We start from the raw sequence: 25,236 nt of genomic DNA on the forward strand, positions 1-25,236 counted from the left end.
TGCCTTGAATAAACCAAATCGTCGCCTTGAATCCATCAACGTAAGCCCAGCTCAAGGCTTTCTGTAGCGCAGTCGTCGAGAAATCGAGAGTCACGGCGGCCGTCGAGGGTTGCAGCGGCCCAGCCGCAATCGAGTGGCGATCACAAAGGCGGATCTCCCCCAAGGGAAGGTGTATGCTCGCAGCGACGTCGGGGGTGCCGCCTGTGCGAGGTGGCCGTCCCTACCGCGCGAGGGCTTCAAAATTGGTGAGCGAAGCGGGAGCGACAGGCGACCCGGAGGCAAGTGTGAATGGGGCGCTCGCCGCCATGCGGGCCGCAGCCAGGGCAGGCGTCGAAGTTTGCTTCGCCAATCCGGGCACGACCGAGCTGCCCTTGGTGGAAGCGTTGGATGGCGTGCCCGAAATCCGCGCAGTGCTGGGTTTGTTCGAAGGCGTCTGCACCGGAGCGGCGGACGGCTACGGTCGTATGACGGGCAAACCCGCCCTGACCCTGCTGCACCTCGGACCGGGGTTCGCCAATGGAGTGGCGAACCTTCACAACGCGCGCCGGGCGCGCTCTCCGATCGTCAACCTGATCGGCGATCAGGCGAGTTGGCATCGCGAGTTCGACGCGCCCCTCACCTCTGACATCAACTCCATCGCGAGCCCGGTCAGCGACTGGCTGCATACCAGCAGCTCACCGGCTCAACTCGAATCCGATCTCAGCGCCGCGATTGCAGCGGCGCTCGGGCCTCCAGCCGGTGTGTCGACTCTGATCGTTCCGGCAGATCATCAGTGGCGGCCCGCTCGTGAAGACCGTCCCGGAAACCCTCGACCGAAGCGGTCTTCGGTCTCATCCCAGGCAGTCGATCCCGATGCCGCCGCCGAGCGCATTCGGCAAGCCAGTCGCGTGGGACTCTTGATCGGAGGCAACGCTCTCACGGTCGCAGGCCAACGCGCCGCGGGTCGCATCGCACTCGCAACTGGAGCCCGGTGCCTGGTGGAGACGTTTCCCGCGCGCTGGGAGCGCGGAGCGGGGGTGCCAGCCTTCGAGCGACTGCCGTACTTCCCTGACCAGGCCCAGCAAGCCCTGGCAGATTGTGATGTCGTGGTGCTTGCCGGTGCTCGCCCACCGGTGAGCTTCTTCGGCTACGAGGGAATCGAAAGTAATTTGGTGGACGAAGAACGCCAACTCGTACTGGCAGAGCCCGGCGACGACGCAGGCGAGGCCCTGCGCGAATTGGCCAAATGTATCGGCGCTGACGACGACGCGGCACTCGAAGTAAAGCCACCGGCCGGACCCGGCTCGGGCGCCGCACTCGATCCCGCATCCATCGGCGCCGTGTTGGCGCAACAGCTTCCCGAAAACGCCATTGTAATGGAGGAAGGGGCAACGAGTTCCCTGCCGTTTTACCCGGCGTCCGTCGGCGCGAACCGACACAGCCTGATGTCTCTCACCGGCGGTGCCATTGGCCAGGGGCTGCCCTGCGCCACCGGTGCGGCGGTTGCGTGTCCAGATCGCAAGGTTGTCGCCCTTCAGGCCGATGGCAGCGGCATGTACACCCTGCAGTCGCTGTGGACTCAGGCGCGAGAAGGCCTCGATGTCGTCACACTACTGTGTTCGAACCGGGCCTACCGTATTTTGCAGATCGAATTCGCGCGCGCGGGGAACGTTGAACCCGGACCGAAGGCGCGCAGCCTCACCAGCCTCGAACAACCGGAACTCGACTGGGTTGCGCTGGCAAAAGGCTGCGGTGTCCCGGGCACGAGAATTGAGAGCGTCGAGGCCCTTTCAACGGCACTCCCCCGGGCGTTGGCAGAACCCGGGCCGCACCTGCTCGAACTGATGATCTGAAGCAGGCCCTGTGTTTTGTCGGACTCTTCCTATTCTCAGCGCAATCGCGATCTCCTTCGGACGACGCAGCCCTTCCGGCCCTGGCGCTAGTTTCGATCCTTCATCCCCTCCGCTTCCGAGAGCAATCGATTGAATCCGGCGAGCAGCGCGCGAATGGGCGCAGTCACGATGCTCTCGTCCGTCGCGACACCAAAACACGACGCCGAGCCGGTTTCTGTCGCGCAGGCGAGTTCGACGTAGGCCACTGCCCGGGCATCCGCACCCGATCCGAGTGCGTGCTCGCTGTAATCTCGCACCTCGAGTTCGATGTCGAACGCTCGAGACAGCGCCCCGACGAACGCGTGCACCGGGCCGCCCCCCGTGCCTGCCAGGGAGTGGCATTTCCCGTCCCTCCACACCGTCGCAACAACCCTGCAACCCTCGCCAGCAGCTGGGCTGCGATCCCACGAAATCTCAGTCAACTCGAATGGCCCATTTACGTCGAGATACTCGCTGCGGAAGATCTCGCCGAGTTCCTTCGAACTGACTTCCTCCCCCGACTCGTTGGCGAAGCGCTGTACCTTCTTGCTGAACTCGATCTGCAACCCGCGCGGCAGATCGAACCCATGATCGCGTTTCATCAGGTAGGCGAGCCCGCCTTTGCCCGACTGGCTGTTGATCCGGATCACGGCTTCGTAGTCGCGTCCGACATCCGCCGGATCAATCGGCAGGTAAGGCACTTCCCACTCTTCGGAACGCTGTCTCTCCTGTGCCGCGAGCCCCTTCCGAATGGCGTCTTGATGGGATCCCGAAAAAGCGGTGAATACCAACTCGCCCGCGTAGGGGTGGCGCGGGTGAACGGGCAGCCGAGTGCAGCTCTCCGAGAGTTCGACCACGCGGTTGATGTCCCCAAAGTCGAGCTGGGGGTCCACGCCCTGGGCCATCATGTTCAGCGCCAACGTCACCACACAGACGTTGCCCGTGCGTTCGCCGTTGCCAAACAGGGTCCCTTCAACGCGCTCCGCTCCCGCCATCAACGCCAGTTCGGCCGCCGCGACGCCGCAGCCCCGATCGTTGTGCGGATGCACGCTGATCACAGCGCGCTCGCGCTGGGAGAGTGAACGGCAGAAATATTCCACCTGATCCGCGTAAATATTGGGCGATGACATCTCCACCGTAGAAGGCAGGTTGAGGATCACCGGATTCTCTTGCGTGGCGCCCCACTCGTCGAGAACCGCCTCGCAGATTTCGACCGCAAAATCGGGTTCCGTTCCGGTATAGCTCTCGGGTGAGTACTCGAGAATCACCTCGGTTCCGGTCAAGTCCGCGGCCAACTCTTTCACGCGTCGCACTGCGCGAACTGCGATGTCGACGATGGCGTCACGTTCGAGCCCGAAGACCACCCTGCGCTGCAACTCCGAAGTGGAGTTGTAGACGTGGACGATGGCCCGACGCGCGCCGCGGATGGATTCGAGGGTCGGAACGATCAGGTCTTTCCGGGCCTGGGTCAAGACCTGGATCGTGACGTCGTCGGGGATGTGGCCCCCTTCGATGAGTTCGCGCACGAATTCGTACTCGGTCTCCGAAGCCGCCGGAAAACCGATTTCAATTTCTTTGAACCCGATATCGACAAGCCCCCGATAGATCCGCATCTTGCGCTCGGGACCCATGGGTTCGACCAGGGCCTGGTTTCCGTCCCGCAAATCGACGCTGCACCAGCGCGGTGCGCATCCGATCGTGCGATCGGGCCAGGCCCGGTCCACCAGGCTGAGCCGCGGAAAGGGCTTGTAGTGATGAGCGGGCATCCCCGGTGCAGAGCACTTCTCTGATGCTTCAACCGTGACAACCTCTGGGGCTGGGCCGACTTTACTGACTTCGCGGAATTGATTCGACATGACTGACACACTCCTGATCTAAGAAACGGTTCGACTCGATTTCGGTTGTTTCCGACCCGTGAGCGTTGAACTGAAAACGCGAAACCCCCTCCGGCCAGATATGGCGGGAGAGGGTTTCGCGTACAATTTGTCTTGCTTTTGCTTCTTGTACTACGCTTCGCTTGTACGAGTGTCGCGGATTGCTCGGGACCCCTTTGTTCTGGTCGTGGTGATGATCAGGGTCGCCAGTCGAGCGCTACGCGGACAGAACCTCCTCCCGCTTGATTAAGGGCTGTAAGGCCAGTAAAAGCAGGCTCAGAAGCTTCTGATCGTGAGTTCGCACTCGGCTCGACATCTTCTCGTTTATTTAGGCAATCTAGTCTGCCTCGTCAACCCGCCCAATTCGGCAGCGCACGGTGGAAACTTGAGACCCGGCCCAGGGGGGGCCGTCGCGTCAGTGCCCAAATTGGTGCGCGTGGCTCGCGATCGCTTCGATGATGGTTGCCGGCAGCGAACTGCGGCTGATGTAGTCCTTGATCAAGTAATCGTAGATGCCATAGCTGCCCGCAGTCGCGATCAGGTGCGGATCTTCGCTCGCGCTCAAGACAATCACCGGACAACTCGTGGTATGAGGACAAGCCCATTGAAAGGTGAGCGCCCCCGAGCTGTCCGGGAGCCCGAGATCGAGCAACATGGCGTCATACTGACAGCGCTCTACGCAGCGAGTCGCGCTCTCGAGATCCCGCGCGGTATCAATCTCGAAGTGAATCGGTTCGGCGTGGGCAAAGGTATGGCAGATGAGCGCCGCGTCGTCCGGGTTGTCTTCTACCAGCAGGATCTGGAGTTCGAGGTCTTCTCGCAGTTCTCGCGAGTCAAGACTGCGGCCCAGGCGTTCTGATGACCAGCGCATCCGGAGATCTCCTATGACTTTGGCCCCCCTCCCCCGCGGATTGTGATCTAGCGATTTATCAGGCGTTCACCTTATCTATTTGCTCGGATCGAAAGTGAGAAAGCTTGACGAGAAACGATGAACTCAATAAAAACTGAGACGTTGCTCGGGATAATCCCTGAGGATCAATTCCGGTGAACCCATGAGCAAGCTGTACTAGCCGACCTGGATCAAGGCGAGCCGCTCTCCCCAATGGGCCTCGACCGCCCGCATCAGTCTCGGGGCATTTCCCAATCCCGGATCCGCCGCGATGGTCTCGATCGCTGCGTCGCGCGCCACTTCGACCAACGCCGCGTCGCGGACCAGATCCGCCATGCGCAGATCGACCAGGTCTCCGCTTTGGCGGGTTCCCAGAAACTCGCCCGGACCGCGAATTTCGAGATCCGCGTCTGCGATTTTGAATCCGTCGGTCGTCCGCAACATGGCGTCGAGTCGCGCGCGGGCGTCCCCGCCACCCCCACGCGACACCAGCAGACAAGTGCCGCTTGCCCCACCGCGCCCCACCCGGCCGCGCAACTGGTGAAGCTGGGCCAGGCCAAAGCGTTCGGCATGTTCGATGACCATCAGGCTCGCATTCGCGACATCGACTCCGACTTCGATCACAGTCGTGGCCACGAGGATGTCGATTTGGCCCCGGGAAAAGCGATCCATCACGCTGTTGCGACGCTCTGGATCGAGGCGACCGTGGAGCAAGTCGACCTGCAGATCTGGAAATGCCGCGCCGATGCGCTCGGCGGATTCCATGGCGGAACGCAGATCGATCTTCTCGCTTTCTTCGACCAGCGGATAGACCACATAGACCTGCTCGCCCCGGGCCACGGTATCGCGAATGCATTCCATGATGCGCTCGCCGTCCCCATCCCCCATGCGCAGGGTCTCCGTGGGACTGCGACCGGGAGGCAATTCATCGATCACCGACAAGTCGAGATCGCCGTACCCGGTGAGAGCCAGGGTCCGGGGAATCGGAGTCGCGGTCATCACCAGGACATGTGGCGCAATACGACCCTCGGCGCCGAACATGAGTGACGCCCGTTGCAACACTCCGAAGCGGTGCTGTTCATCGACGATTGCGAGGGCCAAGTCGCGAAACACCACTTTGTCCTGGATCAGCGCGTGGGTTCCGAGCATCAAATCGATCTCGCCGGCGGCGAGTGACGCCAGCAATTTCGTGGCTCGAGCACGGGGCAGTGACGCCGTGAGCAGCCCGATGCGTAGCCCCAGAATCCGCTGATTGGCCCCTGAGAGCGCCTGTAGGCTCCGGTAGTGCTGTTCTGCCAAGAGCTCCGTGGGGGCCATCAGGGCGGCCTGACGCCCGTCTGCAGCCACTGCGATCGCCGCCAACAGTGCAATGGCGGTCTTGCCGCTACCCACGTCGCCCTGTAACAGTCGATTCATTGGATGGGGCTTTGCAAGATCAGCCGCGATCTCGCGCCACACTCGCGCCTGGGCAGAGGTCAGCGCAAAGGGCAACGATTGCGGTGCGGCCCGCACTCGATCTCCCGCGGTGTCGATCGCAATCCCCGGGACCTGGGCACGCGCGGCCCGGCGCAGAACCAACCCCAGCTGCAACAAATACAACTCCTCGAGTACCAGACGCTCGTGCGATGGCGATCGGAATTCTTCATAGCGCGAAAGATCCGCGTGCAGATCCGGGGCGTGCACGCGCCGCAATGCCGCGCCCGGTTCGGGAAGTCCGCGACTGGCGACCAGAGATTGCGGCAGGCAGCCCTCGACCAGATCCGAGTACGTGTCTGCGGCACTGCGGATCAGTTTCCGCAGGGTTCGCGGAGGAATGCCTTCGGGTGCGGGATAATGCGGGACGATGTTGCGGTGACGATCGGCCGTTTGCTCGAAATCGGCTTCGCCGTTTTCCTCTGCCTCCCCGGTCGCGCCGATGCGCTCGAGTTCGGGGTGGATGATCTCCTTGGTGAAGCGGTATCGCTTGACGTCTCCCGTCACCAGGAACAGGGCCCCGGGTTCGAGTTCCTTCTCGATCGCCCCCGCCGACTGAAACCATTTCAAGTTGATGGAGCCGGTTTCGTCGCCGATCACCACTTCGAGAATGCGTCGATGGCGCCCCCCCGAGCGAAGAGATTTGCTGCCGAAGCTCCTGATCTCACCGATGAAGGTGGCGCGTCGGCCGACTTCGAGGTCGCATACCTTGGCCAGCGCGCGACGGTCGTCGTAGTCGGTCGGCAAATAAAAGACGAGATCGGACACCGTGCGCAGGCCACGACTGCCCAACAACTTGGCGCGCTTGGGCCCCACTCCTGAGACCGCGGTCACCGGCCGCGCGAGCAGGCGTTCTGCGAACTCGGGCTGCGACCACTCCTCGACTTTCGCGATCGCGCAAGCGACCGCGGCGCGCAGGGCGGGCCCTTCGAGTTCGGGCGTGAAGTCGGCGGCGAGTGCCCGCACACTCCCTCGCAGATCCTCGGGAAGCGCAAGATTGTCGAAGTGCGAACAGGCGCGGCGCACATCCGCGGCCAGGTCGGACAGTTTTTCCAGGGCGGAAAAATTTCGCGCGGAGGCGTTTGCAAGCGGGCGAAGCAGTTGCTTCGATGCCCCGTGAAACGCACTCACGCTGCCGCCCCCACACAGTGTAATTGTTCCGGTCGCAAGAACGCCTACTCGCTTTCGGGAAGATGCGCGTGAATCTCCTGGAGCGCCCGCACACCGATCGACCCCCGGCACAGCGCACGAATCGCGCCCGCGGAAGCCCGGGCCGCGGCCAGCGTGGTGCAGTAGGGAACACCGCGCTGCAGTGTCGCCACACGAATAGACGTCGAGTCTCCAATCGCCTTGGGATCCGGAGCCACGGTGTTGAACACGAGTTGAACGCGGCCAGCCTCGATTTCGTCTACGCAGTGAGGTGCGCCCTCGTAGACCTTGTTGACCTGGGTGACGCTGAGCCCAGCTCGCGTCAGGGTCTCTGCGGTGCCCTGGGTCGCAATCACTTCGAACCCGCAGTCGATCAACTCTTTGACAGGCCCCACGATGCCCACGTGATCTTCACTGCGCATGGATACAAATAGTCGCCCCTTTGTGGGAAGGCTGTTGCCCGCCTGGATCTGGGCCTTGGCGTAGGCTCTACCAAAATCGGAATCGATCCCCATCACTTCGCCGGTGCTCTTCATCTCCGGTCCGAGCAGGGTGTCGACGCCCGGAAACTTCACAAAGGGAAGTACGGCTTCTTTTACCGAGAAGTAGTTCGGCACGATCTCTCGAGTGAATCGGAGTGATTCGAGGCTCTCCCCGATCATGACCCTGGCTGCGAGCTTGGCGAGTGGACGACCGATCGCCTTCGAGACAAACGGCACCGTGCGCGATGCGCGGGGGTTCACTTCGATGACGTACAATTCGCCGTTCTTGATCGCATACTGGACGTTCATCAGCCCTCGCACGCCGAGTTCGAGAGCGAGTCGGCGCGTCGCAGTCAAAATTTCATCGATGATCGCACCGTCGAGGGAGTACGGCGGCAGCGAGCAGGCACTGTCTCCCGAGTGGACACCCGCTTCTTCGATGTGCTCCATGATTGCGCCGATCACCACGCGGGTTCCGTCGCAGATCGCATCGACATCGACTTCGATCGCGTCGGCGAGAAAGCGATCGACCAGCACGGGATGCTCGGGGGACGCCTTTACCGCGAAGCGCATGTAGTCGCGCAGGGCCTCAACGTCCTGGACGATCTGCATGGCGCGTCCACCCAATACATACGAAGGGCGCACCAGCACCGGATACCCGATGCGTGAAGCCACGCGCTCCGCCTCTTCAGCACTTCGCGCAACGGCGCCGGCGGGGCGCTTGAGCTGCAGCTTTTCGAGCAAATCGTCAAAACGTTCCCGGTCCTCTGCCCGATCGATCGCATCAGGCGAAGTCCCCAAGATGGGAACCCCCGCTTCTTCTAGCGCCACTGCGAGCTTGAGCGGCGTCTGCCCGCCAAACTGAACGATCACGCCGAAGGGCTGTTCCTTGTCGACAATTGAGAGCACGTCTTCGAGGGTCAGCGGTTCGAAGTAGAGGCGATCGCTGGTGTCGTAGTCCGTGGAAACTGTTTCCGGGTTGCAGTTGACCATGATGGTTTCGAAACCTGCTTCTTTGAGGGCCATTACCGCGTGCACACAGCAGTAGTCGAACTCGATCCCCTGGCCTATGCGGTTGGGTCCGCCGCCCAGGATGATCACCTTCTTGCGATCGCTGACCCAGGCCTCACACTCGTCCTCGTAGGTCGAATAAAGGTACGGCGTATCGGCGTGGAACTCGGCGCCGCAGGTGTCCACGCGCTTGTAAACCGGAATGATCCCGTTCTCGATGCGCAGTGCCCGAACGTTCGATTCGTCGAGGTTCCACAATTGGGCCAGCCGCTTGTCCGAAAAGCCCATTTGCTTCGCTTCGCGAAGGATCTCGGGTCGATCACCAGAGCTCGTCATGGACAGCTGCGATTCCATCTCGCTGATCTCGTCGAGCTGGCGCAAAAACCAGGGGTCGATCCCGGTGCGTCGGTAGAGTTCGTCCACCGTGGCGCCCCGGCGCAAGGCTTCCATCATGGCCCAGGGTCTCCCGGGCCGCGGGGTATCGATCGAATCCCAGAGCATTTCATCCCCCGCAGCGCCCTCGGGAAGATCCGGCGATTCGAAACCCGCGTGGCCGACTTCGAGGGATCGAATCGCCTTTTGCAGGCTCTCCTTGAAGGTTCTCCCGATCGCCATCACTTCCCCCACCGACTTCATCTGGGTGGTGAGCGTGCTGTCCGCGTTGGGGAATTTTTCGAATGTGAAGCGCGGTATCTTGGTGACTACGTAATCGATCGTGGGTTCGAAGCTCGCCGGGGTTTCCCGGGTGATGTCGTTGCGAATCTCGTCGAGGGTGTATCCGACCGCCAGCTTGGCCGCGATCTTGGCGATCGGAAAGCCGGTGGCCTTCGAAGCCAAAGCCGATGAGCGCGACACCCTCGGGTTCATCTCGATCACGATCAGACTGCCGTCGTCGGGGTTGACTCCAAACTGCACGTTCGAGCCCCCGGTGTCGACGCCAATCTCGCGCATGATCGCAGCGGCAGCATCGCGCATTTCCTGGTACTCGCGGTCGGTCAGGGTCTGGGCGGGAGCGACAGTGATGGAATCACCGGTATGGACTCCCATCGCATCGAAGTTTTCGATCGTGCACACGACCACGACGTTGTCCGCCTTGTCGCGCATCATCTCGAGTTCGTATTCCTTCCAACCCAGCACGCTCTGCTCGATCAAACATTCGTGGCTCGGCGACTGGTCGAGCGCCCACTGCACCAGGCGGTCGAAGTCGGCCTCCTCCATGCAGACGCTCCCACCAGTACCGCCCATCGTAAAGCTCGGGCGGATAATCGCGGGGATGCCGGTTTCGGCGACGATTTCCCTCGCCTCTTCGAGAGAGTGCGCCAGGCCCGAGTTCGGAACCTTGAGCGAGATGTTCTCCATCGCCTGGCGAAACAGTTCGCGATCCTCAGCCTTGCGGATGGCATCGAGGCTCGCACCGATCAGCTCGACGCCGTGTTTTTTCAGCACGCCCGCTTCATACAGATCGATCGTGAGGTTGAGTGCGGTCTGACCGCCGATTGTCGGAAGCAGCACGTCGGGCTTTTCGATCTCGAAGATGCGGTCGACCACCTCCACCGTCATCGGCTCGATGTAGGTGCGCTCGGCGGTTTCGGGATCGGTCATGATGGTGGCGGGATTCGAATTGAGCAGGACGACCCGGTAGCCCTCTTCTCGCAAGGCCTTGCAGGCCTGGGTCCCCGAGTAGTCGAACTCGCACGCCTGACCGATCACGATCGGTCCACTGCCGATCACCATGATGGTTTTGATGTCTTCTCGCTTCGGCAACTTGGTTCAATCCTCGATCGGCGGTGGCGAGTGCGTCGCTCCGGCCACAGAAATTAGAATCCGCAGATCTCGGCGCCCGAGACCTTCTCCCCCGAAAGCACCCGCCCGACCATTTCGCGAAAGCGGCCAAATAGATAGGACGCATCGTGAGGACCAGGTGACGCCTCGGGGTGATATTGCACGGAGAACAGCGGAAGTTCGCGATGGGCAAGCCCTTCGACCGTGCCGTCGTTCAAGTTGACATGGGTAATCTCGACCGGCTCTCCGGCCTCGCGCAGGGATTCGGCTTCGACCGCGTATCCGTGATTTTCGGCGCAGATCGCGACCTTCTTGGTGGCCAGGTCTTGTCCGGGCTGATTGCCGCCGTGATGACCGAACTTGAGCTTGCGGGTGCGACCGCCGAGGGCGAGTCCCAGAATCTGATGGCCGAGACAAATTCCAAACGTGGGCTTGGCCCGGACCAGTTCCCGAACGTTGGACTGCACGCCCTCTACTGCTGCCGGATCCCCGGGGCCGTTAGACAAAAAGATGGCATCGGGCTCGAGCGCCAGGGCCTCGGCTGCCGACGTCGTCGCGGGCACGACGGTCACGTCGAATCCGTGGTCGACTAGCAAGCGCAAAATATTCCGCTTTATGCCAAAGTCGTAGGCCACCAGTTTGAAAGTCGGCGTCGGGCGAGGCGCTCTTGGCAGCTGACCCTCGATGCCCGGCCAGCGGCCTTCGCTCCAGCCATAGGGCGCTTCGCAGGTAACTTCCGCGACCAGGTCGCGTCCGTCCAGGCCCGGGGAGGTTCGCGCCAGGGCGAGCAACTCCTCTTCATCTTGCTGTGCGGGATCGGTGCTGAGCACGCCAACTTGAGCGCCGTGGTCTCGAATTCGCCGGACCAGCGCGCGCGTGTCGATCCCCGAGATGCCGGGCACACGCGATTCGGCGAGCAGATCGCAGAGAGAACCTCGCGAGCGGTAGTTACTCGGCGCCGACGACAGTTCCTTGATGACGAAGCCAGATAGAAATTGCCTGCGGGACTCTGCGTCGTCGGGGTTGACGCCGACGTTGCCGATCTGGGTATAGGTCATCGTCACGATCTGGCCGGCGTAGGAGGGGTCGCTCACGATTTCCTGGTAGCCGGTCATGCTCGTATTGAAGACGACTTCACCGTGACGGCAGGCGGAAGCACCGAACGCGCGACCGCGATAGATGGTTCCATCGGCCAAGACCAACCGGGCGGGAGCGGGGGGCTTGCGGTTCATTGCGCAAGAACTCCTCGCTGTCGATCGAAGACCACGTCGCCACCGACCAGGGTGTAGACCACCTGCCCGACCATTTCCCGTCCCGCCCAGGGAGAGTTGCGGCTCTTCGAGTAGCCGTTTGCCGGGTCGTACTTCCAGATGGCTTCGGGGTCGAGGATGACGACGTCGGCGTCCGCCCCAATTGCGAGACTGCCGCCGGGCACACCCAGGATCTTCACAGCACCCAGGGACATCCGATCCATCAGGGCTAGCGGCGTAATGTCCCCGCTGCGCACCAGGTCCATCACCACTGGGTACGCCGTTTCGAAGCCCAGAATGCCACACGGCGCGGCAATGAATTCGACGTCTTTCTCGTACACCGCGTGTGGAGCGTGGTCCGTCGCCACAGCGTCGATCACGCCATCGATCAAGCCTTGACGACAAGCGGCCACGTCTTCGCTCGAGCGCAAGGGTGGCGCCATCTTGGTGCTGGTGTCGAAGCCGAGGGTTTCAGAATCTGTCAGGGTCAAGTGATGTGGCGAGACTTCCGCCGTCACCTGCAAACCCTCGTCCCGCGCCTCGCGAATGTAGTCGACAGCGCGCTTGGTACTCACGTGGGCGATGTGCAGGCGTGCGCCAGCCATGCGCGTAAGCGCGATGTCTCGCGCCACCCGTATCTCTTCGGCCGCACTCGGATTGGGTGGCAACCCGAGCCTGGTAGAGACGAGGCCCTCGTTGACGACGCCCTCGGCTCGCAAGCACTCGTCTTCGGCATGCACGATGATGACGGCATCGACCAGCGTCGAGTACTCGAGCAGGTGACGCATCACATTTGCATCCTCGGTGCCGCGGCCGTCGTCGCTAAAGGCCACTGCCCCGGCTTCGTGAAGCGCGACCATTTCGGTCATGGTCTCCCCCGCGAGACCGATCGTCGCAGCCGCGATCGGGTAGACCCGCACCGGAGAGTTCTTCTTGGCCTGATCGATGATGAACTTGGTGACCGCCGGATCGTCGTTGACCGGGTCGGTGTTGGCCATGCAGGCGATCGAGGTAAAGCCACCCGCCGCCGCCGCCCGCCCCCCCGAACGGATGTCTTCTTTGTACTCCTGGCCCGGCTCGCGCAGGTGCGTGTGCATGTCTACGAATCCCGGGGCCACCCAGTATCCCGTTGCATCGATGACTTCGGCGAGTCCCGGGTCCAGTCCGGGGGCGACGGCCGCGATCTTCCCGTCCTCGATGAGTAGATCGGCCTGGGTGTCAGTATTGGATGCGGGGTCGAGGATGCGGCCCCCGCGAATCAGGATTCGCTTCACTGTGTTACTCCAACTCGTCTTCGAGGGTTCGTACTCACGGTCCACCATTGGCTACGCGGCGGCGGCTGATCGGAAAAACTACTTCGATTCATCAGGTTTGCGTCCCGTGATCAGGTAGAGCAAAGCCATGCGCAAAGCGACTCCGTTGCGCACCTGGTCGAGAATCACGCTCGGTCGGTGATCCGTGAGCTCATGAGAAAGTTCGACGCCGCGATTGACCGGTCCGGGGTGCATCACGATCGCGTCTTCGTTTGCGTAGCGGAGCTTGGCCCGGTCGAGTCCAAAGGTCGCGGAGTATTCGCGAATGCTCGGGAAGAAGGCGCCCTTGAATCGCTCGTTCTGGATCCGCAGCGCCATGATGACATCGGCACCCTCGAGCACTTCGCGCAGAGATGTGTAGGCCTTGACTCCAAGTCCCTCGATCTGGGCGGGCAACATCGACGGCGGACCGGCGACCCGCACCTCGGCACCCATTTTGGAGAAACCATAGATATTCGAGCGCGCCACCCGGGAGTGAGCGATGTCGCCAATGATGGCGACTGTGAGGCCGTCCAGGCGACCTTTTTCTTGATACACCGTGAGCAAGTCGAGCAGGGCCTGGGTGGGATGCTCGTGCGCCCCGTCCCCGGCATTGATCACCGGAGCCTTGAGCAACTCGGCGATGCGCTGAGGAACCCCTGCGACCTTGTGCCGGACCACCACGCAATCGGGATCCATCGCGTCCAGGGTTTTCGCGGTATCGAGAATGCTCTCCGCCTTATTGAGGCTCGAACTCGAGGGCGAAAAATTGACCACGTCTGCGGAAAGGCGTTTGCCTGCAATCTCGAAACTAGAGCGGGTGCGCGTCGAGTCTTCGAAGAAGAGGTTGATGATGGTGCGACCGCGCAGCGAGGGGACCTTCTTGATTTCGCGCCTTCCGACTTCCTGCATCCTGACCGCGGTCTCGAGGATCGATTCGATTTGCTCCCGTGAGAGGTCGGCAATGCCGAGGAGATCCCTGCCGATCATGGATTTGCCTCCAATGAATCGCCGGCCGGGTTCCGGTCGGATGTTTCATTCGCGATCAAGACGACTTCAAATGGCGCCTCGAGTTCGCCGCCGTCCTTGCCGCGAAACTTGACCTTGTCTCCGACTGAGGTGGGGATGTTCTTGCCCACGTAGTCGATCTTGATCGGTAGCTCGCGGTGGCCGCGATCGACCAACGCCACGACCTGCACGCTCGTGGGTCGGCCGAAATCGATCATCGCATCCATTGCGGCGCGAATCGTTCGTCCGGTGCTCACGACGTCTTCGACGATTAGCACCACTCGCTCGTCCACCGACGAGGGCATTTCGGTGATCCGCAGCGGCGGGCGTACACCATTGCGCGTCAGATCGTCGCGGTACAGCGTCGTATCCAGGATGCCCAGGGGCAATTTGACGCCGGAGATCGATTCAAGATTCCGTTGGAGAATTCGGCCCAGGGGAACGCCGCCGTTGGGAATTGCGACGAGATAGAGCTTTGACAGATCCGCGTGGCGTTCGACGATCTCGTGGGCCATTCGCGTGAGAGAGCGCTGGATGGCGAGGTCGTCGAGAACAACGGAGCTTGCCGGGGCAGGCATTGGGCGCGTCCCTGACAGAGACAATTCAGACGAATGGGGGGGAGGCTGGGTGGGCATGTCCGTTCGAACCTTTCTTCGTCTCACAGGACGAAGTTAAAAGGTGCGTTTCTCGTTGCGGGAGCATCATACCGTCTGCCCCGCGCAGGTCAATCGATCGGCCCGATTCACTCTGAGAATGCCCTGAAGCTGCGGATGAATCGCCCGCGGGTGGAGCTGCGCTGCAGCTGGAGAATGGGTCGACCTAGCGCTCCAGTTCCGTCGGGGCGCAGTGAATGCCCTGGAAAACCCGGCTCCAGCGTTTTTCGACGGTGAACCAGTTGAACGGGTTGAGCAGATGAAAGAAGTTGCCCGCTGAGTTCCACGACCAGTAGATGATGAACGCCGGTCCCTTGATCTCTTCGAGGCGAACCGTGCCCCACGCCCGGCTGTCGTTGGAGTTGTCGCGGTTGTCGCCCATCATGAAGTAGCGACCGGGCTCCACCACCAGCGGGGTGCGGGACAGCCCGCGCTTCCCCGGATCGTCGAGCATCTCGTGTAGACACTCGCCCAGGGTCTCGTCGTAGCGATCCAACTCGACGCCCTCGTCGTCTGTGAAAGTCGGCGCAAGCGGCGCCTTTTCGACCCGTTTGTGGTTGATGAAGAGATCGCCGTGTCGGATCTCGACCCGATCTCCGGGGAGCCCCACGATTCGCTTTACAAAGTCTTCACGCGGCGCACCCGGACGGCGATCGGCCGGAATAATGCCACCGGTTCCCCGGCTCTCGGAATCTCGGGCTACCTCGAACACCACGACGTCGCCCCGCTTCGGAGCGCGCAGCCCCGGCAGCCGGTAGTCGGTGAAAGGGATTTTGGCTCCGTAAATGAATTTGTTGACGAACAGGTGATCGCCGATCAACAGGGTCGGAAACATCGAACCCGAGGGTATGCGGAAGGGCTCGATCACCATGGAGCGAATCGTCAAGGCAATGGCCACGGCCAACACGAGGGTTGTGATCTGTTCGCGGATGGCGGCGGTACGAGAAATGCCAGGATCGTGCACACCGTCCTCATCGCCATCCTTGGGGAGTGCAGAATCTTTCGACGAACTCATGAGTCACCAAGTTTTAGCGCAGCCAAGAAAGCTTCCTGGGGAATTTCGACGGAACCCACCATTTTCATTCTCTTTTTTCCAGCCTTTTGCTTCTCGAGCAGCTTTCGCTTGCGCGTAATGTCGCCACCGTAGCACTTCGCGGTCACGTTCTTGCGCAATGCCTTGACCGTGGTGCGCGCGATGACCTTGGTCCCAATGGCAGCCTGGATGGCCACCGTAAACTGCTGGCGAGGAATGAACTCCTTGAGTTTCCGGGTGAGTTCGGCGCCCCGAGACTGGGCGTAGTCACGGTGGACGATCAACGAGAGCGCGTCGACCGGGTCGCCGTTGACGAGAATGTCGAGTTTGATCAACTGCGCCGGGTGGTAGCCCTCGAGTTCGTAGTCGAAGGAGCCATAGCCGCGGGTCGCGCTCTTCAGTTTGTCGTGGAAGTCCGTCACGATCTCATTCAGGGGAAGCAGATATCGAACCTGCACCCGCGACCCGTGTACCGTCATGTCCTTTTGGACACCGCGGCGATCCTGGCACAAGCCGAGAACCTGACCGAGAAATTCGCTCGGTACATGGATGGTGGCCAGCACCACGGGTTCTTCGATGTCCTGAATATCCATCGTGTCGGGCAACGCCGCGGGGCTTTCGATTTCGAAGGGCTCTCCCTTTTTCGGTATCACCCGATACCGCACGGTTGGCGCGGTAGTGATGAGATTGAGATGATACTCGCGCTCGAGCCGCTCCTGAATGATTTCGGCGTGCAAGAAACCGAGGAAGCCGCAGCGAAAACCAAACCCGAGTGCCATGCTGGTTTCCGGTTCGTAGCCAAACGAAGAATCGTTGATCTTGAGTTTTTCCAGCGATGCCTTGAGGTCTTCGTAGTCTTCGGCGATCACCGGGTACAGGCCGGCGAACACCATCGGCTTGACTTCCTGAAAGCCGGGCAGCGGATCGCTGGCGGGTTTGTCGAGGCAGGTGATCGTGTCGCCGACCTTCACGTCCGATAGCGTCTTGACACCGGCGATCACGGCGCCCACTTCTCCCGCACCCAACTCGTTGATTTCGACTCGGGTCGGCGTCAGCACGAAGAGTTGGTTGATCTCGCGCTCAGTCCCCTTGATCATGAAGCGAATGCGGTCTCGTTTCTTGAGCTTGCCTTCCATCACCCGCACCAACATCACCGCGCCCACGTAAGTATCGAACCAGGCGTCAAAGACCAGGGCTCGAGTCGGAGCCTCGATATCTCCCGCCGGTGGCGGAACCCTGGCGACGATGGCTTCGAGCAAGTCGCCGACGCCTTGACCCGACTTTGCAGAAACCGGGATGACATCGGCGGCGTCGAGGCCCACGACGTCCTCGATTTCCTGGGCCACGCGATCGGGATCCGCCGAGGGCAGATCGATCTTGTTCACCACCGGAATGATTTCGAGATCGGCGTCAATCGCGAGATAGGTGTTGGCCAGGGTCTGGGCCTCGATCCCCTGAGCGGCGTCCACCACCAGGATCGCCCCCTCGCAGGCCGAGAGCGAACGGGAAACCTCGTAGGAAAAATCGACATGACCGGGGGTGTCGATCAGGTTGAGCAGATAATCGCGGCCATCGTTTGCGCGGTAAACCATTCGCACGGTCTGGGCCTTGATGGTGATGCCCCGCTCGCGCTCGATATCCATGCTGTCGAGCAGTTGTTCCTGTTTGTCGCGTTCGCTCACTGCGCCGGTTGCGTCCATCAGGCGATCGGCCAGTGTGCTCTTGCCGTGGTCGATGTGCGCCACGATGCAGAAGTTGCGGATGAATTCTCGGGGAAACGATTTCATTGGGCCGCTTGCGCCTCCGCGCGGAGCGTGCGGTGCAGCGCCACAAAATGTTCGCTTTGCAGATAGTCGTCGAGGGCTTCGCGCCAGCTGCGCAAGTTGATGCCCAGGGATTCGGCTTTGGAACCATCGAGGACGGAGTACGCCGGCCGCGGCGCAGGGGTCACAAAATCACCGGTCTTGATTCGGTCGATCTGGAGATCACCGTAGCCCGTGCCGTCGAGTATCGCCCTGGCGAAATCCCAGAAGGTACACGGATCGGTGTTTGAAAGATGAAGCAATCCACCCTCGTTGGCGCCTTTGATCTCCGTCAATTCGAGAATCGCACCCGCCAGATCCGCCGCGTAAGTGGGACAACCCACCTGATCGTCGACCACTCTCAGTGGCCCTTCGGCCTTCCCCGCTCCGCGCAGGACAGCCTGACGCACAATCGCTCCGACAAAGTTCTTGCCGGGGCCAAACACCCAACTGGTCCGTATCACCCACGCACTCGGCAAGCTCTCGAGAACGCGTTGCTCGCCCGCGAGTTTGCTGCGACCGTACTCGGTTCCAGGTGCCAGCCGATCCGTCTCACGATACGGCGCAGTCGCATCTCCCCCAAAGACGTAGTCGGTCGACAGGTGCACGAGCCCCGCTCGGTGTTCGCGACACCAATCGGCCAGATTGCCGGGTCCCGCTCCGTTGACGGCGTGGCAGGCGTCTTTCTCGGATTCACAAAGATCGACCGCCGTATAAGCCGCCGCGTTCAGAACCCAGACCGATTCCCTCGATTTGTTGTCTCGATCGAGATCCAACGAAAGGCCGTTGCCCAGATTCGACACCGCTGCGCGATCCGCAATGTCGAGTTCATCGCGCCCATAGGCCGCCAGCAGCGCGGCATTCGGCATGCGCGCGAGTTGCTGCGTCAGACATTGGCCCAGTTGGCCATTCTTTCCGAGGACGAGATAGTGCGAAGTCATGAGTTCATCTGCGAGGCTTTGCGGCGATGCGAGGATTCACCTGGATCCCTCATTCCTCTGCACCGCTGCGGTGCAGACGATGCAAGCGGATGGGGGGATGCGAGAACGAACCTGCGGTGAAGGATCGAGCGCGACGGCTCAGTTGCCTCCTTCACTCAGGACCCATGTCGGTAGCCCCTCCTGGGTCTTGAGCTTCCGGGCAACTTCAAGAGCTTCTGCGCGGGTATCCATCGGACCAACGCGTACGCGCCAGCGGCCGTCTCGCGAGCCGGCCGAAGGAGTGATGTAGACCGAGAACCCCTTGCTCCGCAGATCCTCGCTGATGCGGTCCGCAGATACGCTCTCGGCAAACGCACCTACCTGGACGCTGAAGCCCCGGAGCTGTGCGCTCCCCAGAGTCTTTGAGGCTGGGCGCTGGGGCGCTGGCAGAGACGAGATCAAGCGGGACTGCGGCACTTCGTAGCCCCGAGATGCCATGTCTTCAGCAGCCGCAGTTTCGGCTACTGCTCCCAGTGCTGGCGGATCGATCGCAATAGCGGCGTCCGACCAGCCCTGATCTGCGGCGAAGTCCTCGGGCGAATCGAGGAAGGGCCCTCGGGCCGCCACGTCGGGCGTGCCCAGTTCAGCCCCTTGTTCGGACCAGCGAATTTCTTCGCTCTGGCCGGCGAGATGTCCCAGCACGAGTTCGGGTTCTTCCTTCACCACACCCACCACCAGTCCCAACATGAAGCCAGCGGAAATCAGGAATACGGCACCCATCAAGCTAGCGAGCCAGCTCGGACTCGATGCCCGCTTTGACGCACGCGATCTTTCGGCCATTACATTTGCTCCGGTGCTGAAATGCCCAGCAGGGCAAGTCCGTTTTTCAAGGCGACACGCACGGCGAGAGATAGACCCAGTCTAGCGGCAGTCAGGGATTCGTCGTCAGAAAGGATGCGATGTCGCTTGCCGTCCTGTAGATAGGGGCTCCACAAACCGGCAAGGTCTCGCAAGTAATAGGCAATATGGTGGGGCTCCCGGGACTTCGCGGCGCGCGAAACCAAGTCCGGAAACTCGGCGAGCTTCCGGACAATCTCGATTTCTTCGTCGAGTTCGAGACGGGAAGGATCGAAATCACCCGGGCCCGGCATCGCGACACCCGCTTCTTTTGCCTTGCGCTCCAAACCACACGAGCGCGCGTAGGTGTACTGGATGTAGTAGGTGGGGTTCTTCCGCCAATTCTTGTCCTGGGCCAGATCGAGATCAAAATCGAGGTGGCTATCCGCCCGACGCTCGACCATGAAGAAGCGGAACACGTCGGTGCCGATCTGGTCGAGCAGCTCGTCGATCGTGATGAAGGTGGCCTTACGGGTCGATTGTTTGACCTGTTCACCACCCCGGGTGATCGTGACGAATTGATGCAGCACCAGTTCGATCTGCTTGGCGTCGAAGCCCAAGGCCGCGGTCGCCGAGGTGACGAATGGGAACTGCTCGATATGGTCAGCTCCCTGGACGTCGATGATGGCCTCGAAACCCCGGCGAAATTTCTCTCGGTGATAGGCGATGTCCGGCAGCAAATAGGTGGGTTCGCCGCTGCTCTTGATGACGACGCGGTCGCGGTCGAGCCCCAGGGATGTCGAGCGCAGCCAAACCGCTCCGTCTGCTTCGTAGATCAGATCCTTGGCGCGGAGGTCTTCGACCGCAGCATCGATCTTGCCCTCGTCGTAGAGCGATTGTTCGTCGTAGTAGACGTCGAAGGTGATTCCGATCCGGTCGAGGGTGGCGCGAATTTCCGCGAAGATCGTTTTCTGGGCTCGCTCCCGGAACACACCGTCTCCAGGTTCGTCGAGTAACCCATCGCCAAACTCTTCGATCAGACTCCCGGCGATGTCACCGATGTAGTCTCCCTGGTAACCATCTTTTGGAAACAATACGGGCAACCCGTTTCGTTCTTCTTGCCAGGCGTTCTCGGGGTCCGCCATGGCTTGCTCGCTCGGGGGAGCCGCCTTGTCGAGCCGCTCGAAGTAGCGCGCCCTGACCGATTCCCCGAGGACCCGCATCTGGCGGCCGCCGTTGTTGAAGTAGTACTCCCGCGTCACGTCGTGGCCGGTAAATTCGAGCAGGCGACAGATCGCATCTCCGAGAATGGCCTGGCGTCCGTGCCCCGTACTTAATGGACCCGTCGGATTTGCGGAAACGAACTCGACCTGAACCTTCTGGTTGTTTCCGAAATCTTGTGACCCGTAGCGATCCGACGCTTCGACGATTTCGCGCAGGAGATTTTGCCAGTTGTTTTCCGCCAACCGGAAATTAATGAAGCCCGGCCCCGCAATTTCGCTGCTCTTCAGCAAGCCGGCGGCGTCGCCAAGCCGGTCGATCAAGCTTGCTGCGATTTCGCGGGGAGCTTTGCGCAGACGTTTTGCCAGGGTCATGGCAACGTTGGTTGCGAAATCGCCGTGGTCTTTCTGTCGCGGGATTTCTAGTACTGCGGTCGGGACCTCTCCCGCGTCGCCAGCTTCTTGCAGCAAATCGGCCAGTGCAGCCTGCAGTTTTTCGAGTAATTGTTCGCGCATGACGTTCGCGCCCTGCCCCCTCTAACTAGTGTCTCTCTGGAACCAGTTAGTTCAGTACGGCTAGTTCAGGCGAAGGGCGACACCGTTGTCATGTTCGACGAATCGGATTACGGTCTCACCGGGTCGTGCAAACTCCAAGACCTCGCGAATGGCCCGCTCCATTGCGAGAGGGTCATTTTCCAAGGCCTCAATTTCGGAATGTAGGTTTTCAACCTCAGTCCGAAGCTGTGCGATCCGATTTTCGGATGCCCGGCGTTCTTCGCGCAGCTCGAACCACATGGGCAAGCCCGACTCGCGATCTGCGGTCGCCAGACCCAGAACTGCCGCGAAAAGCGCCGAAATGAGCCAGAACGCCCTCACCACTCCCCCCAGTGGACCCCGCCGCTTCACCAACCGCATGGGAGACTACCCGATACCCGCGGGCGAATCAGCTTTTCTTCAGCAGCTTTCGGATTCGTTTTGCGTAGGTTGCATGATCCCATTCCCGCGGGCCGATGTAGCGCTCGACGATCATGCCATCCCGGTCGATCAACAGGGACTCGGGAAAACCGGTCGTCTGGTAGCGGCGAGAAACTTCCTGATGGGGATCGAGAAGGATCGGAAAACTGACCCCGAGCCGCTGGCGAAACTTCTCCACGGCTTCGGGTTCTTCGTCGACCGAAACCGCGAGCATTTCGAAGCCCTCCGCTGCTAATGAACGGTAGAGGCGATCCATCGCGGGCATTTCGTCTTCGCAGGGTTTGCACCAGGTCGCCCAGAAGTTGAGCAAGACCACCTGGCCCCGGGTATCCACGAGGTTGACCGTGCCCTCCCCCCCCAACACGGGGAGACTGAATGCAGGCGCCTCGAGGCCACGAGCGACCGGGCTGTCCACTTCCTCGCGAAGCGACATGACGCCCAGGCCCAGGGCCACGACGGCGATCACCACTACAGGTCGAAGAACAGGCCGAAGCCAGCCGGGCGAACTCGTGGCAGGTGACGTTTGCGATTCAGTCGACGGTGGTGTCGTCGGGTCGTCGGCCAGGGACTCACTCCTCGAATCGGATCAGTGCTGCGCGGTTCAGGCCTCGGGGCGATCCACCAACTCGATCAACGAGATCGCGGCGGCGTCGCCGACGCGGTTCCCGAGCTTGATGATCCGGGTGTAGCCTCCTGGGCGATCGCGATAGCGATCGGCCAACTCGTCGAAGAGTTTGGCTGTCACGTCCTTGCTGCGGACGATCCTGAGCGCGGTCCTGCGCGCGTGAAGATCTCCCCGCTTGCCCAGGGTGATCATTTTTTCGGCCCAACGTCGCACTTCCTTCGCCTTGGCGTCGGTCGTCTGGATCTGCTCGTGCTCGAGCAGCGACGTCACCATGTTGCGAAACATGGCCTTTCGGTGGGAGCTACTGCGCCCAAGAATGGTTCCGCTCTTGCGATGCCTCATGACAAGTTGCCCCTACTAAGCCTCGCGCTGTTCGCGCATGCGCTCGAGTTCCTGCCGCGCGGGCAGGTTCTCGATAGTCATCCCGAGGCTGAGACTCATCTCGGCCAGGGTTTCCTTGATTTCGTTGAGTGACTTCCGGCCGAAGTTCTTGGTCTTCAGCATCTCGGATTCGGTGCGTTGCACCAACTCTCCAATGAAGCGGATATTCGCATTCTGGAGACAATTGGCGGAGCGAACCGAGAGTTCGAGTTCGTCGACTGGGCGGAAGAGATTTGGGTTGAGCGGCTCGGGCTCTTCTGCCAGAGGCTCGGCCATTTCTTCCGGCTCGTCGAAATTGATGAAAATGGAAACGTGTTCCTTCACAATCTTGGCCGCGAAGGCCAACGCATCTGCGGGCTCGAAGGTGCCGTCCGTCCAGATCTCGAGGCTCAGTTTGTCGTAGTCCGTCTGTCGCCCAACGCGAGCCGGAGTCACGGTGTAGTTGACTCGGCGGACCGGCGAAAACGACGAATCGATCGGAATGGTGCCGATCGGCAGGTCTTCGCTGCCGTGCTTCTCGGCGAGCACGTAGCCTTTGCCCCAATTGACCGTCGCCTCGAGTTCGAATTCAGCCTCCGCGCCGAGGGTGCAGAGCTTGAGATCGGGGTTCATCACTTCGATGGCCTGGTCATCGGACACCAGATCCGCCGCGCGAATTACGCCCTCACCCTTCTTCTGAATGCGAAGAATTTTTGGTCCGTCGGTGTGCATGCGAAGACGCACTTCCTTGAGATTCAGGATCACGTCCGCGACGTCTTCGAGTACGCCCTGCATGGTCGAGAACTCGTGAAGGACGCCGTTGAGACGAACACTCGTAATGGCCGCGCCTTGCAGCGACGACAGCAGGACCCTGCGCAATGCGTTGCCGAGGGTCACGCCAAAACCACCCTCCAGCGGCTCACAACTGAAACGCGCATAGACATTGGTGCTGCTTTCTTCGTCGACTTCAAGTCGGCGAGGGCGGATCAGTTCGCGCCAATTCCGTCCGATCAGCTGCTCTTGCATAAGCTACTTCCCCCTTGAATGGGTACTCCGATTGCCCCTGCTACTTGAGCAATCGGGTTGGTTCGTGATTGATCGCCGTACCGATCGCCACACTTATCGCGAATAGAGTTCGACGATCAGCTGCTCATCGATCGGCAGCGTAATGTCGTCACGTACGGGCAATTGCTTGACCGTGCCCTCGCTCGAGGTTTTTTCAATTTCGAGCCACTGGGGCAAGCTCCGTCCTTCGAGGGCATCCAGGGCTGCGACGATTCGGGCCACGTTCCGGGATTTCTCGCGAAGTCCGATCTTCCAGCCCGGTCGCACGAGGATCGACGGCGTGGTCACCTTCTTACCGTTCACCGTAAAGTGTCCGTGCTTGATCAGTTGGCGGGATTCGTTTCGAGACGTCGCAAAGCCCATGCGAAACACGACATTGTCGAGTCGTCGCTCGAGCAGCATCAGCAGGTTCTCGCCAGCCTGTCCCTTCATCGAGGAAGCCTTGAAAAAGGTTCGGCGAAACTGCTTTTCGAGCAGTCCATACATGCGCTTTACCTTCTGCTTTTCGCGCAGCTGAACACCGTAGTCCGAGAAGCGAGCTCGACCCTGACCGTGCATTCCCGGCGGATACGCTCTGCGCTCGATTGCGCACTTCTCGCTAAAACAGCGGTCGCCCTTCAAAAAGAGCTTGGTGCCTTCTCGCCTGCATAGACGACATGCGGATCCCAAATATCGTGCCATGAATAAAGCCTTTCTTTGGCCGTTCCCGGCGTTTAGACGCGTCGCCGTTTCGGCGGCCGACAGCCATTGTGCGGGATCGGTGTCACGTCCCTGATCATCGTAATTTTCATTCCTGCAGCCTGAAGGGCTCGCAGAGCCGATTCGCGTCCTGCCCCTGGACCCTTGACATAGACGCCCAGGGTGCGCACGCCGTGTTCCATTGCGCTCTTGGCGCAGGTCGTGGCCGCCATCTGGGCTGCAAAGGGTGTCGACTTGCGCGAACCCTTGAAGCCTTCCTGGCCTGCACTCGACCATGCGAGCGTCGCACCACCGACGTCGGTGATCGTAATGATGGTGTTGTTGAACGTAGACTGAATATGGGCGATGCCCGTCTGGACGTTCTTCTTGACCTTCTTCTTGACGACTTTTTTCTTGACTGCCATGAAACGCTAAGCCTTCTTCTTTCCGGCGACCGTCTTGCGCGGCCCCTTGCGTGTTCGAGCATTTGTGTGCGTGCGCTGCCCGCGAACGGGGAGCCCCCGGCGATGGCGCAATCCGCGATAGCAACCGATGTCCATCAAAACCTTGATGTTCTGGTTGACGCTTCTCCGGAGATCGCCCTCGACAATGAAGTCTCGCTCGATCACCTCGCGAAGCTTGATCACCTCCGACTCATTGAGGTGATCGGTCTTCGTCCCCGGATCGATATCCGTGAGCCCGCAGATCTTCAGAGCCGTCTTGCGCCCGACTCCGTAGATATACGTGAGAGAGATCTCGATCCTCTTGTTGCGGGGCAAATCGATACCCGCGATTCGTGCCATGTCTTGTCCTCCGTGCCGTGTCCCGACACTGCGCAGCAGCTACTGCCGCTGCCTCAAAAACTTTTCGTACTAACCGATCTCATTGATAACGCTATCCCTGTCGCTGTTTGTGCTTGGGGTTTTCGCAGATCACGCGCACGACGCCCTTGCGGCGAATGATTTTGCACTTGTCACACATCTTGCGGACCGATGCCCGAACCTTCAT

Annotated in this window: 22 protein-coding genes; 1 reads left to right on the forward strand and 21 read right to left on the reverse strand. The window is 61.0% G+C overall.

Going from position 1 to position 25,236, the window contains the following annotated elements:
- The first annotated feature begins 173 nt into the window (after positions 1-173).
- Positions 174-1,832 carry an acetolactate synthase large subunit gene (locus IH881_01345; GenBank protein ID MCH7866311.1) on the forward strand — a complete coding sequence of 553 codons (1,659 nt, stop codon included), beginning with the start codon at positions 174-176 and terminating at the stop codon, positions 1,830-1,832.
- A gap of 86 nt (positions 1,833-1,918) precedes the next feature.
- Here IH881_01345 and leuA read toward each other — a convergent pair whose 3' ends face one another.
- From leuA to rpmJ, 21 genes are all read right to left on the reverse strand, one after another.
- Positions 1,919-3,616, reverse strand: a complete 1,698-nt coding sequence (leuA, locus tag IH881_01350; GenBank protein MCH7866312.1) for a 2-isopropylmalate synthase — start codon at positions 3,614-3,616, stop codon at positions 1,919-1,921.
- Between the two features lie 523 nt (positions 3,617-4,139).
- Positions 4,140-4,595 carry a response regulator gene (locus IH881_01355; GenBank protein ID MCH7866313.1) on the reverse strand — a complete coding sequence of 152 codons (456 nt, stop codon included), beginning with the start codon at positions 4,593-4,595 and terminating at the stop codon, positions 4,140-4,142.
- 195 nt (positions 4,596-4,790) lie between these two features.
- Positions 4,791-7,217 carry an ATP-dependent DNA helicase RecG gene (gene recG / locus IH881_01360; protein MCH7866314.1) on the reverse strand — a complete coding sequence of 809 codons (2,427 nt, stop codon included), beginning with the start codon at positions 7,215-7,217 and terminating at the stop codon, positions 4,791-4,793.
- A 44-nt stretch (positions 7,218-7,261) separates the two neighbouring features.
- The gene (carB, locus tag IH881_01365) at positions 7,262-10,492 is read right to left on the reverse strand and encodes a carbamoyl-phosphate synthase large subunit (protein MCH7866315.1); all 3,231 of its coding nucleotides are present in this window, start codon (positions 10,490-10,492) and stop codon (positions 7,262-7,264) included.
- Between the two features lie 53 nt (positions 10,493-10,545).
- A complete protein-coding gene (gene carA, locus IH881_01370; protein ID MCH7866316.1) occupies positions 10,546-11,742 on the reverse strand; it encodes a glutamine-hydrolyzing carbamoyl-phosphate synthase small subunit in 1,197 nt (398 codons plus the stop codon).
- Entirely contained in the window at positions 11,739-13,082 is a 1,344-nt protein-coding gene (locus IH881_01375; GenBank protein MCH7866317.1) for a dihydroorotase, read from the reverse strand. Before IH881_01375 ends, carA begins: the two co-directional genes overlap by 4 nt.
- 30 nt (positions 13,083-13,112) lie before the next feature.
- A complete protein-coding gene (locus IH881_01380; protein ID MCH7866318.1) occupies positions 13,113-14,042 on the reverse strand; it encodes an aspartate carbamoyltransferase catalytic subunit in 930 nt (309 codons plus the stop codon).
- Positions 14,039-14,638: a bifunctional pyr operon transcriptional regulator/uracil phosphoribosyltransferase PyrR gene (gene pyrR, locus IH881_01385; protein ID MCH7866319.1), complete on the reverse strand. Its 600-nt coding sequence runs from the start codon at positions 14,636-14,638 to the stop codon at positions 14,039-14,041. Before pyrR ends, IH881_01380 begins: the two co-directional genes overlap by 4 nt.
- A gap of 241 nt (positions 14,639-14,879) precedes the next feature.
- Entirely contained in the window at positions 14,880-15,728 is an 849-nt protein-coding gene (gene lepB / locus IH881_01390; GenBank protein MCH7866320.1) for a signal peptidase I, read from the reverse strand.
- The gene (lepA, locus tag IH881_01395) at positions 15,725-17,533 is read right to left on the reverse strand and encodes an elongation factor 4 (GenBank protein ID MCH7866321.1); all 1,809 of its coding nucleotides are present in this window, start codon (positions 17,531-17,533) and stop codon (positions 15,725-15,727) included. The genes lepB and lepA overlap by 4 nt, the downstream gene beginning before the upstream one ends.
- On the reverse strand, positions 17,530-18,489 hold the full coding sequence (gene rfbD / locus IH881_01400) for a dTDP-4-dehydrorhamnose reductase (GenBank protein MCH7866322.1): 960 nt from the start codon (positions 18,487-18,489) through the stop codon (positions 17,530-17,532). The genes lepA and rfbD overlap by 4 nt, the downstream gene beginning before the upstream one ends.
- A 138-nt stretch (positions 18,490-18,627) precedes the next feature.
- Positions 18,628-19,308 carry an SPOR domain-containing protein gene (locus tag IH881_01405; GenBank protein ID MCH7866323.1) on the reverse strand — a complete coding sequence of 227 codons (681 nt, stop codon included), beginning with the start codon at positions 19,306-19,308 and terminating at the stop codon, positions 18,628-18,630.
- Complete coding sequence (locus IH881_01410) at positions 19,308-21,041, reverse strand: arginine--tRNA ligase (protein ID MCH7866324.1); 1,734 nt, start codon at positions 21,039-21,041, stop codon at positions 19,308-19,310. The genes IH881_01405 and IH881_01410 overlap by 1 nt, the downstream gene beginning before the upstream one ends.
- 60 nt (positions 21,042-21,101) lie before the next feature.
- Complete coding sequence (locus IH881_01415) at positions 21,102-21,440, reverse strand: septum formation initiator family protein (GenBank protein MCH7866325.1); 339 nt, start codon at positions 21,438-21,440, stop codon at positions 21,102-21,104.
- A gap of 28 nt (positions 21,441-21,468) precedes the next feature.
- Positions 21,469-21,969, reverse strand: a complete 501-nt coding sequence (locus tag IH881_01420; GenBank protein ID MCH7866326.1) for a TlpA family protein disulfide reductase — start codon at positions 21,967-21,969, stop codon at positions 21,469-21,471.
- Between the two features lie 132 nt (positions 21,970-22,101).
- Positions 22,102-22,467, reverse strand: coding sequence for a 50S ribosomal protein L17 (gene rplQ, locus IH881_01425; protein MCH7866327.1), 366 nt, complete (start codon positions 22,465-22,467; stop codon positions 22,102-22,104).
- Positions 22,468-22,482: 15 nt separating this feature from the next.
- Positions 22,483-23,511 (reverse strand): DNA-directed RNA polymerase subunit alpha, encoded by a 1,029-nt coding sequence (locus tag IH881_01430; GenBank protein ID MCH7866328.1) that lies wholly within the window; start codon positions 23,509-23,511, stop codon positions 22,483-22,485.
- Between the two features lie 93 nt (positions 23,512-23,604).
- Positions 23,605-24,231 carry a 30S ribosomal protein S4 gene (rpsD, locus tag IH881_01435; protein MCH7866329.1) on the reverse strand — a complete coding sequence of 209 codons (627 nt, stop codon included), beginning with the start codon at positions 24,229-24,231 and terminating at the stop codon, positions 23,605-23,607.
- Between the two features lie 32 nt (positions 24,232-24,263).
- Positions 24,264-24,653, reverse strand: coding sequence for a 30S ribosomal protein S11 (gene rpsK, locus IH881_01440; GenBank protein MCH7866330.1), 390 nt, complete (start codon positions 24,651-24,653; stop codon positions 24,264-24,266).
- A 6-nt stretch (positions 24,654-24,659) separates the two neighbouring features.
- A complete protein-coding gene (rpsM, locus tag IH881_01445) occupies positions 24,660-25,031 on the reverse strand; it encodes a 30S ribosomal protein S13 (GenBank protein MCH7866331.1) in 372 nt (123 codons plus the stop codon).
- A gap of 91 nt (positions 25,032-25,122) precedes the next feature.
- Entirely contained in the window at positions 25,123-25,236 is a 114-nt protein-coding gene (gene rpmJ / locus IH881_01450; protein ID MCH7866332.1) for a 50S ribosomal protein L36, read from the reverse strand.

Source organism: Myxococcales bacterium (assembly GCA_022563535.1).
Taxonomy (GTDB): domain Bacteria; phylum Myxococcota_A; class UBA9160; order UBA9160; family UBA4427; genus DUBZ01.

Bases quoted from the DNA above. Each gene is read 5' to 3' on its own strand.
- IH881_01345 (MCH7866311.1), top strand. From the start codon at position 174: ATGCTCGCAGCGACGTCGGGGGTGCCGCCTGTGCGAGGTGGCCGTCCC.
- leuA (MCH7866312.1), bottom strand. From the start codon at position 3,616: ATGCCCGCTCATCACTACAAGCCCTTTCCGCGGCTCAGCCTGGTGGAC.
- IH881_01355 (MCH7866313.1), bottom strand. From the start codon at position 4,595: ATGCGCTGGTCATCAGAACGCCTGGGCCGCAGTCTTGACTCGCGAGAA.
- carA (MCH7866316.1), bottom strand. From the start codon at position 11,742: ATGAACCGCAAGCCCCCCGCTCCCGCCCGGTTGGTCTTGGCCGATGGA.
- IH881_01375 (MCH7866317.1), bottom strand. From the start codon at position 13,082: ATGGTGGACCGTGAGTACGAACCCTCGAAGACGAGTTGGAGTAACACA.
- IH881_01380 (MCH7866318.1), bottom strand. From the start codon at position 14,042: ATGATCGGCAGGGATCTCCTCGGCATTGCCGACCTCTCACGGGAGCAA.
- pyrR (MCH7866319.1), bottom strand. From the start codon at position 14,638: ATGCCTGCCCCGGCAAGCTCCGTTGTTCTCGACGACCTCGCCATCCAG.
- lepB (MCH7866320.1), bottom strand. From the start codon at position 15,728: ATGAGTTCGTCGAAAGATTCTGCACTCCCCAAGGATGGCGATGAGGAC.
- lepA (MCH7866321.1), bottom strand. From the start codon at position 17,533: ATGAAATCGTTTCCCCGAGAATTCATCCGCAACTTCTGCATCGTGGCG.
- rfbD (MCH7866322.1), bottom strand. From the start codon at position 18,489: ATGACTTCGCACTATCTCGTCCTCGGAAAGAATGGCCAACTGGGCCAA.
- IH881_01405 (MCH7866323.1), bottom strand. From the start codon at position 19,308: ATGGCCGAAAGATCGCGTGCGTCAAAGCGGGCATCGAGTCCGAGCTGG.
- IH881_01410 (MCH7866324.1), bottom strand. From the start codon at position 21,041: ATGCGCGAACAATTACTCGAAAAACTGCAGGCTGCACTGGCCGATTTG.
- IH881_01415 (MCH7866325.1), bottom strand. From the start codon at position 21,440: ATGCGGTTGGTGAAGCGGCGGGGTCCACTGGGGGGAGTGGTGAGGGCG.
- rplQ (MCH7866327.1), bottom strand. From the start codon at position 22,467: ATGAGGCATCGCAAGAGCGGAACCATTCTTGGGCGCAGTAGCTCCCAC.
- IH881_01430 (MCH7866328.1), bottom strand. From the start codon at position 23,511: ATGCAAGAGCAGCTGATCGGACGGAATTGGCGCGAACTGATCCGCCCT.
- rpsD (MCH7866329.1), bottom strand. From the start codon at position 24,231: ATGGCACGATATTTGGGATCCGCATGTCGTCTATGCAGGCGAGAAGGC.
- rpsK (MCH7866330.1), bottom strand. From the start codon at position 24,653: ATGGCAGTCAAGAAAAAAGTCGTCAAGAAGAAGGTCAAGAAGAACGTC.
- rpsM (MCH7866331.1), bottom strand. From the start codon at position 25,031: ATGGCACGAATCGCGGGTATCGATTTGCCCCGCAACAAGAGGATCGAG.
- rpmJ (MCH7866332.1), bottom strand. From the start codon at position 25,236: ATGAAGGTTCGGGCATCGGTCCGCAAGATGTGTGACAAGTGCAAAATC.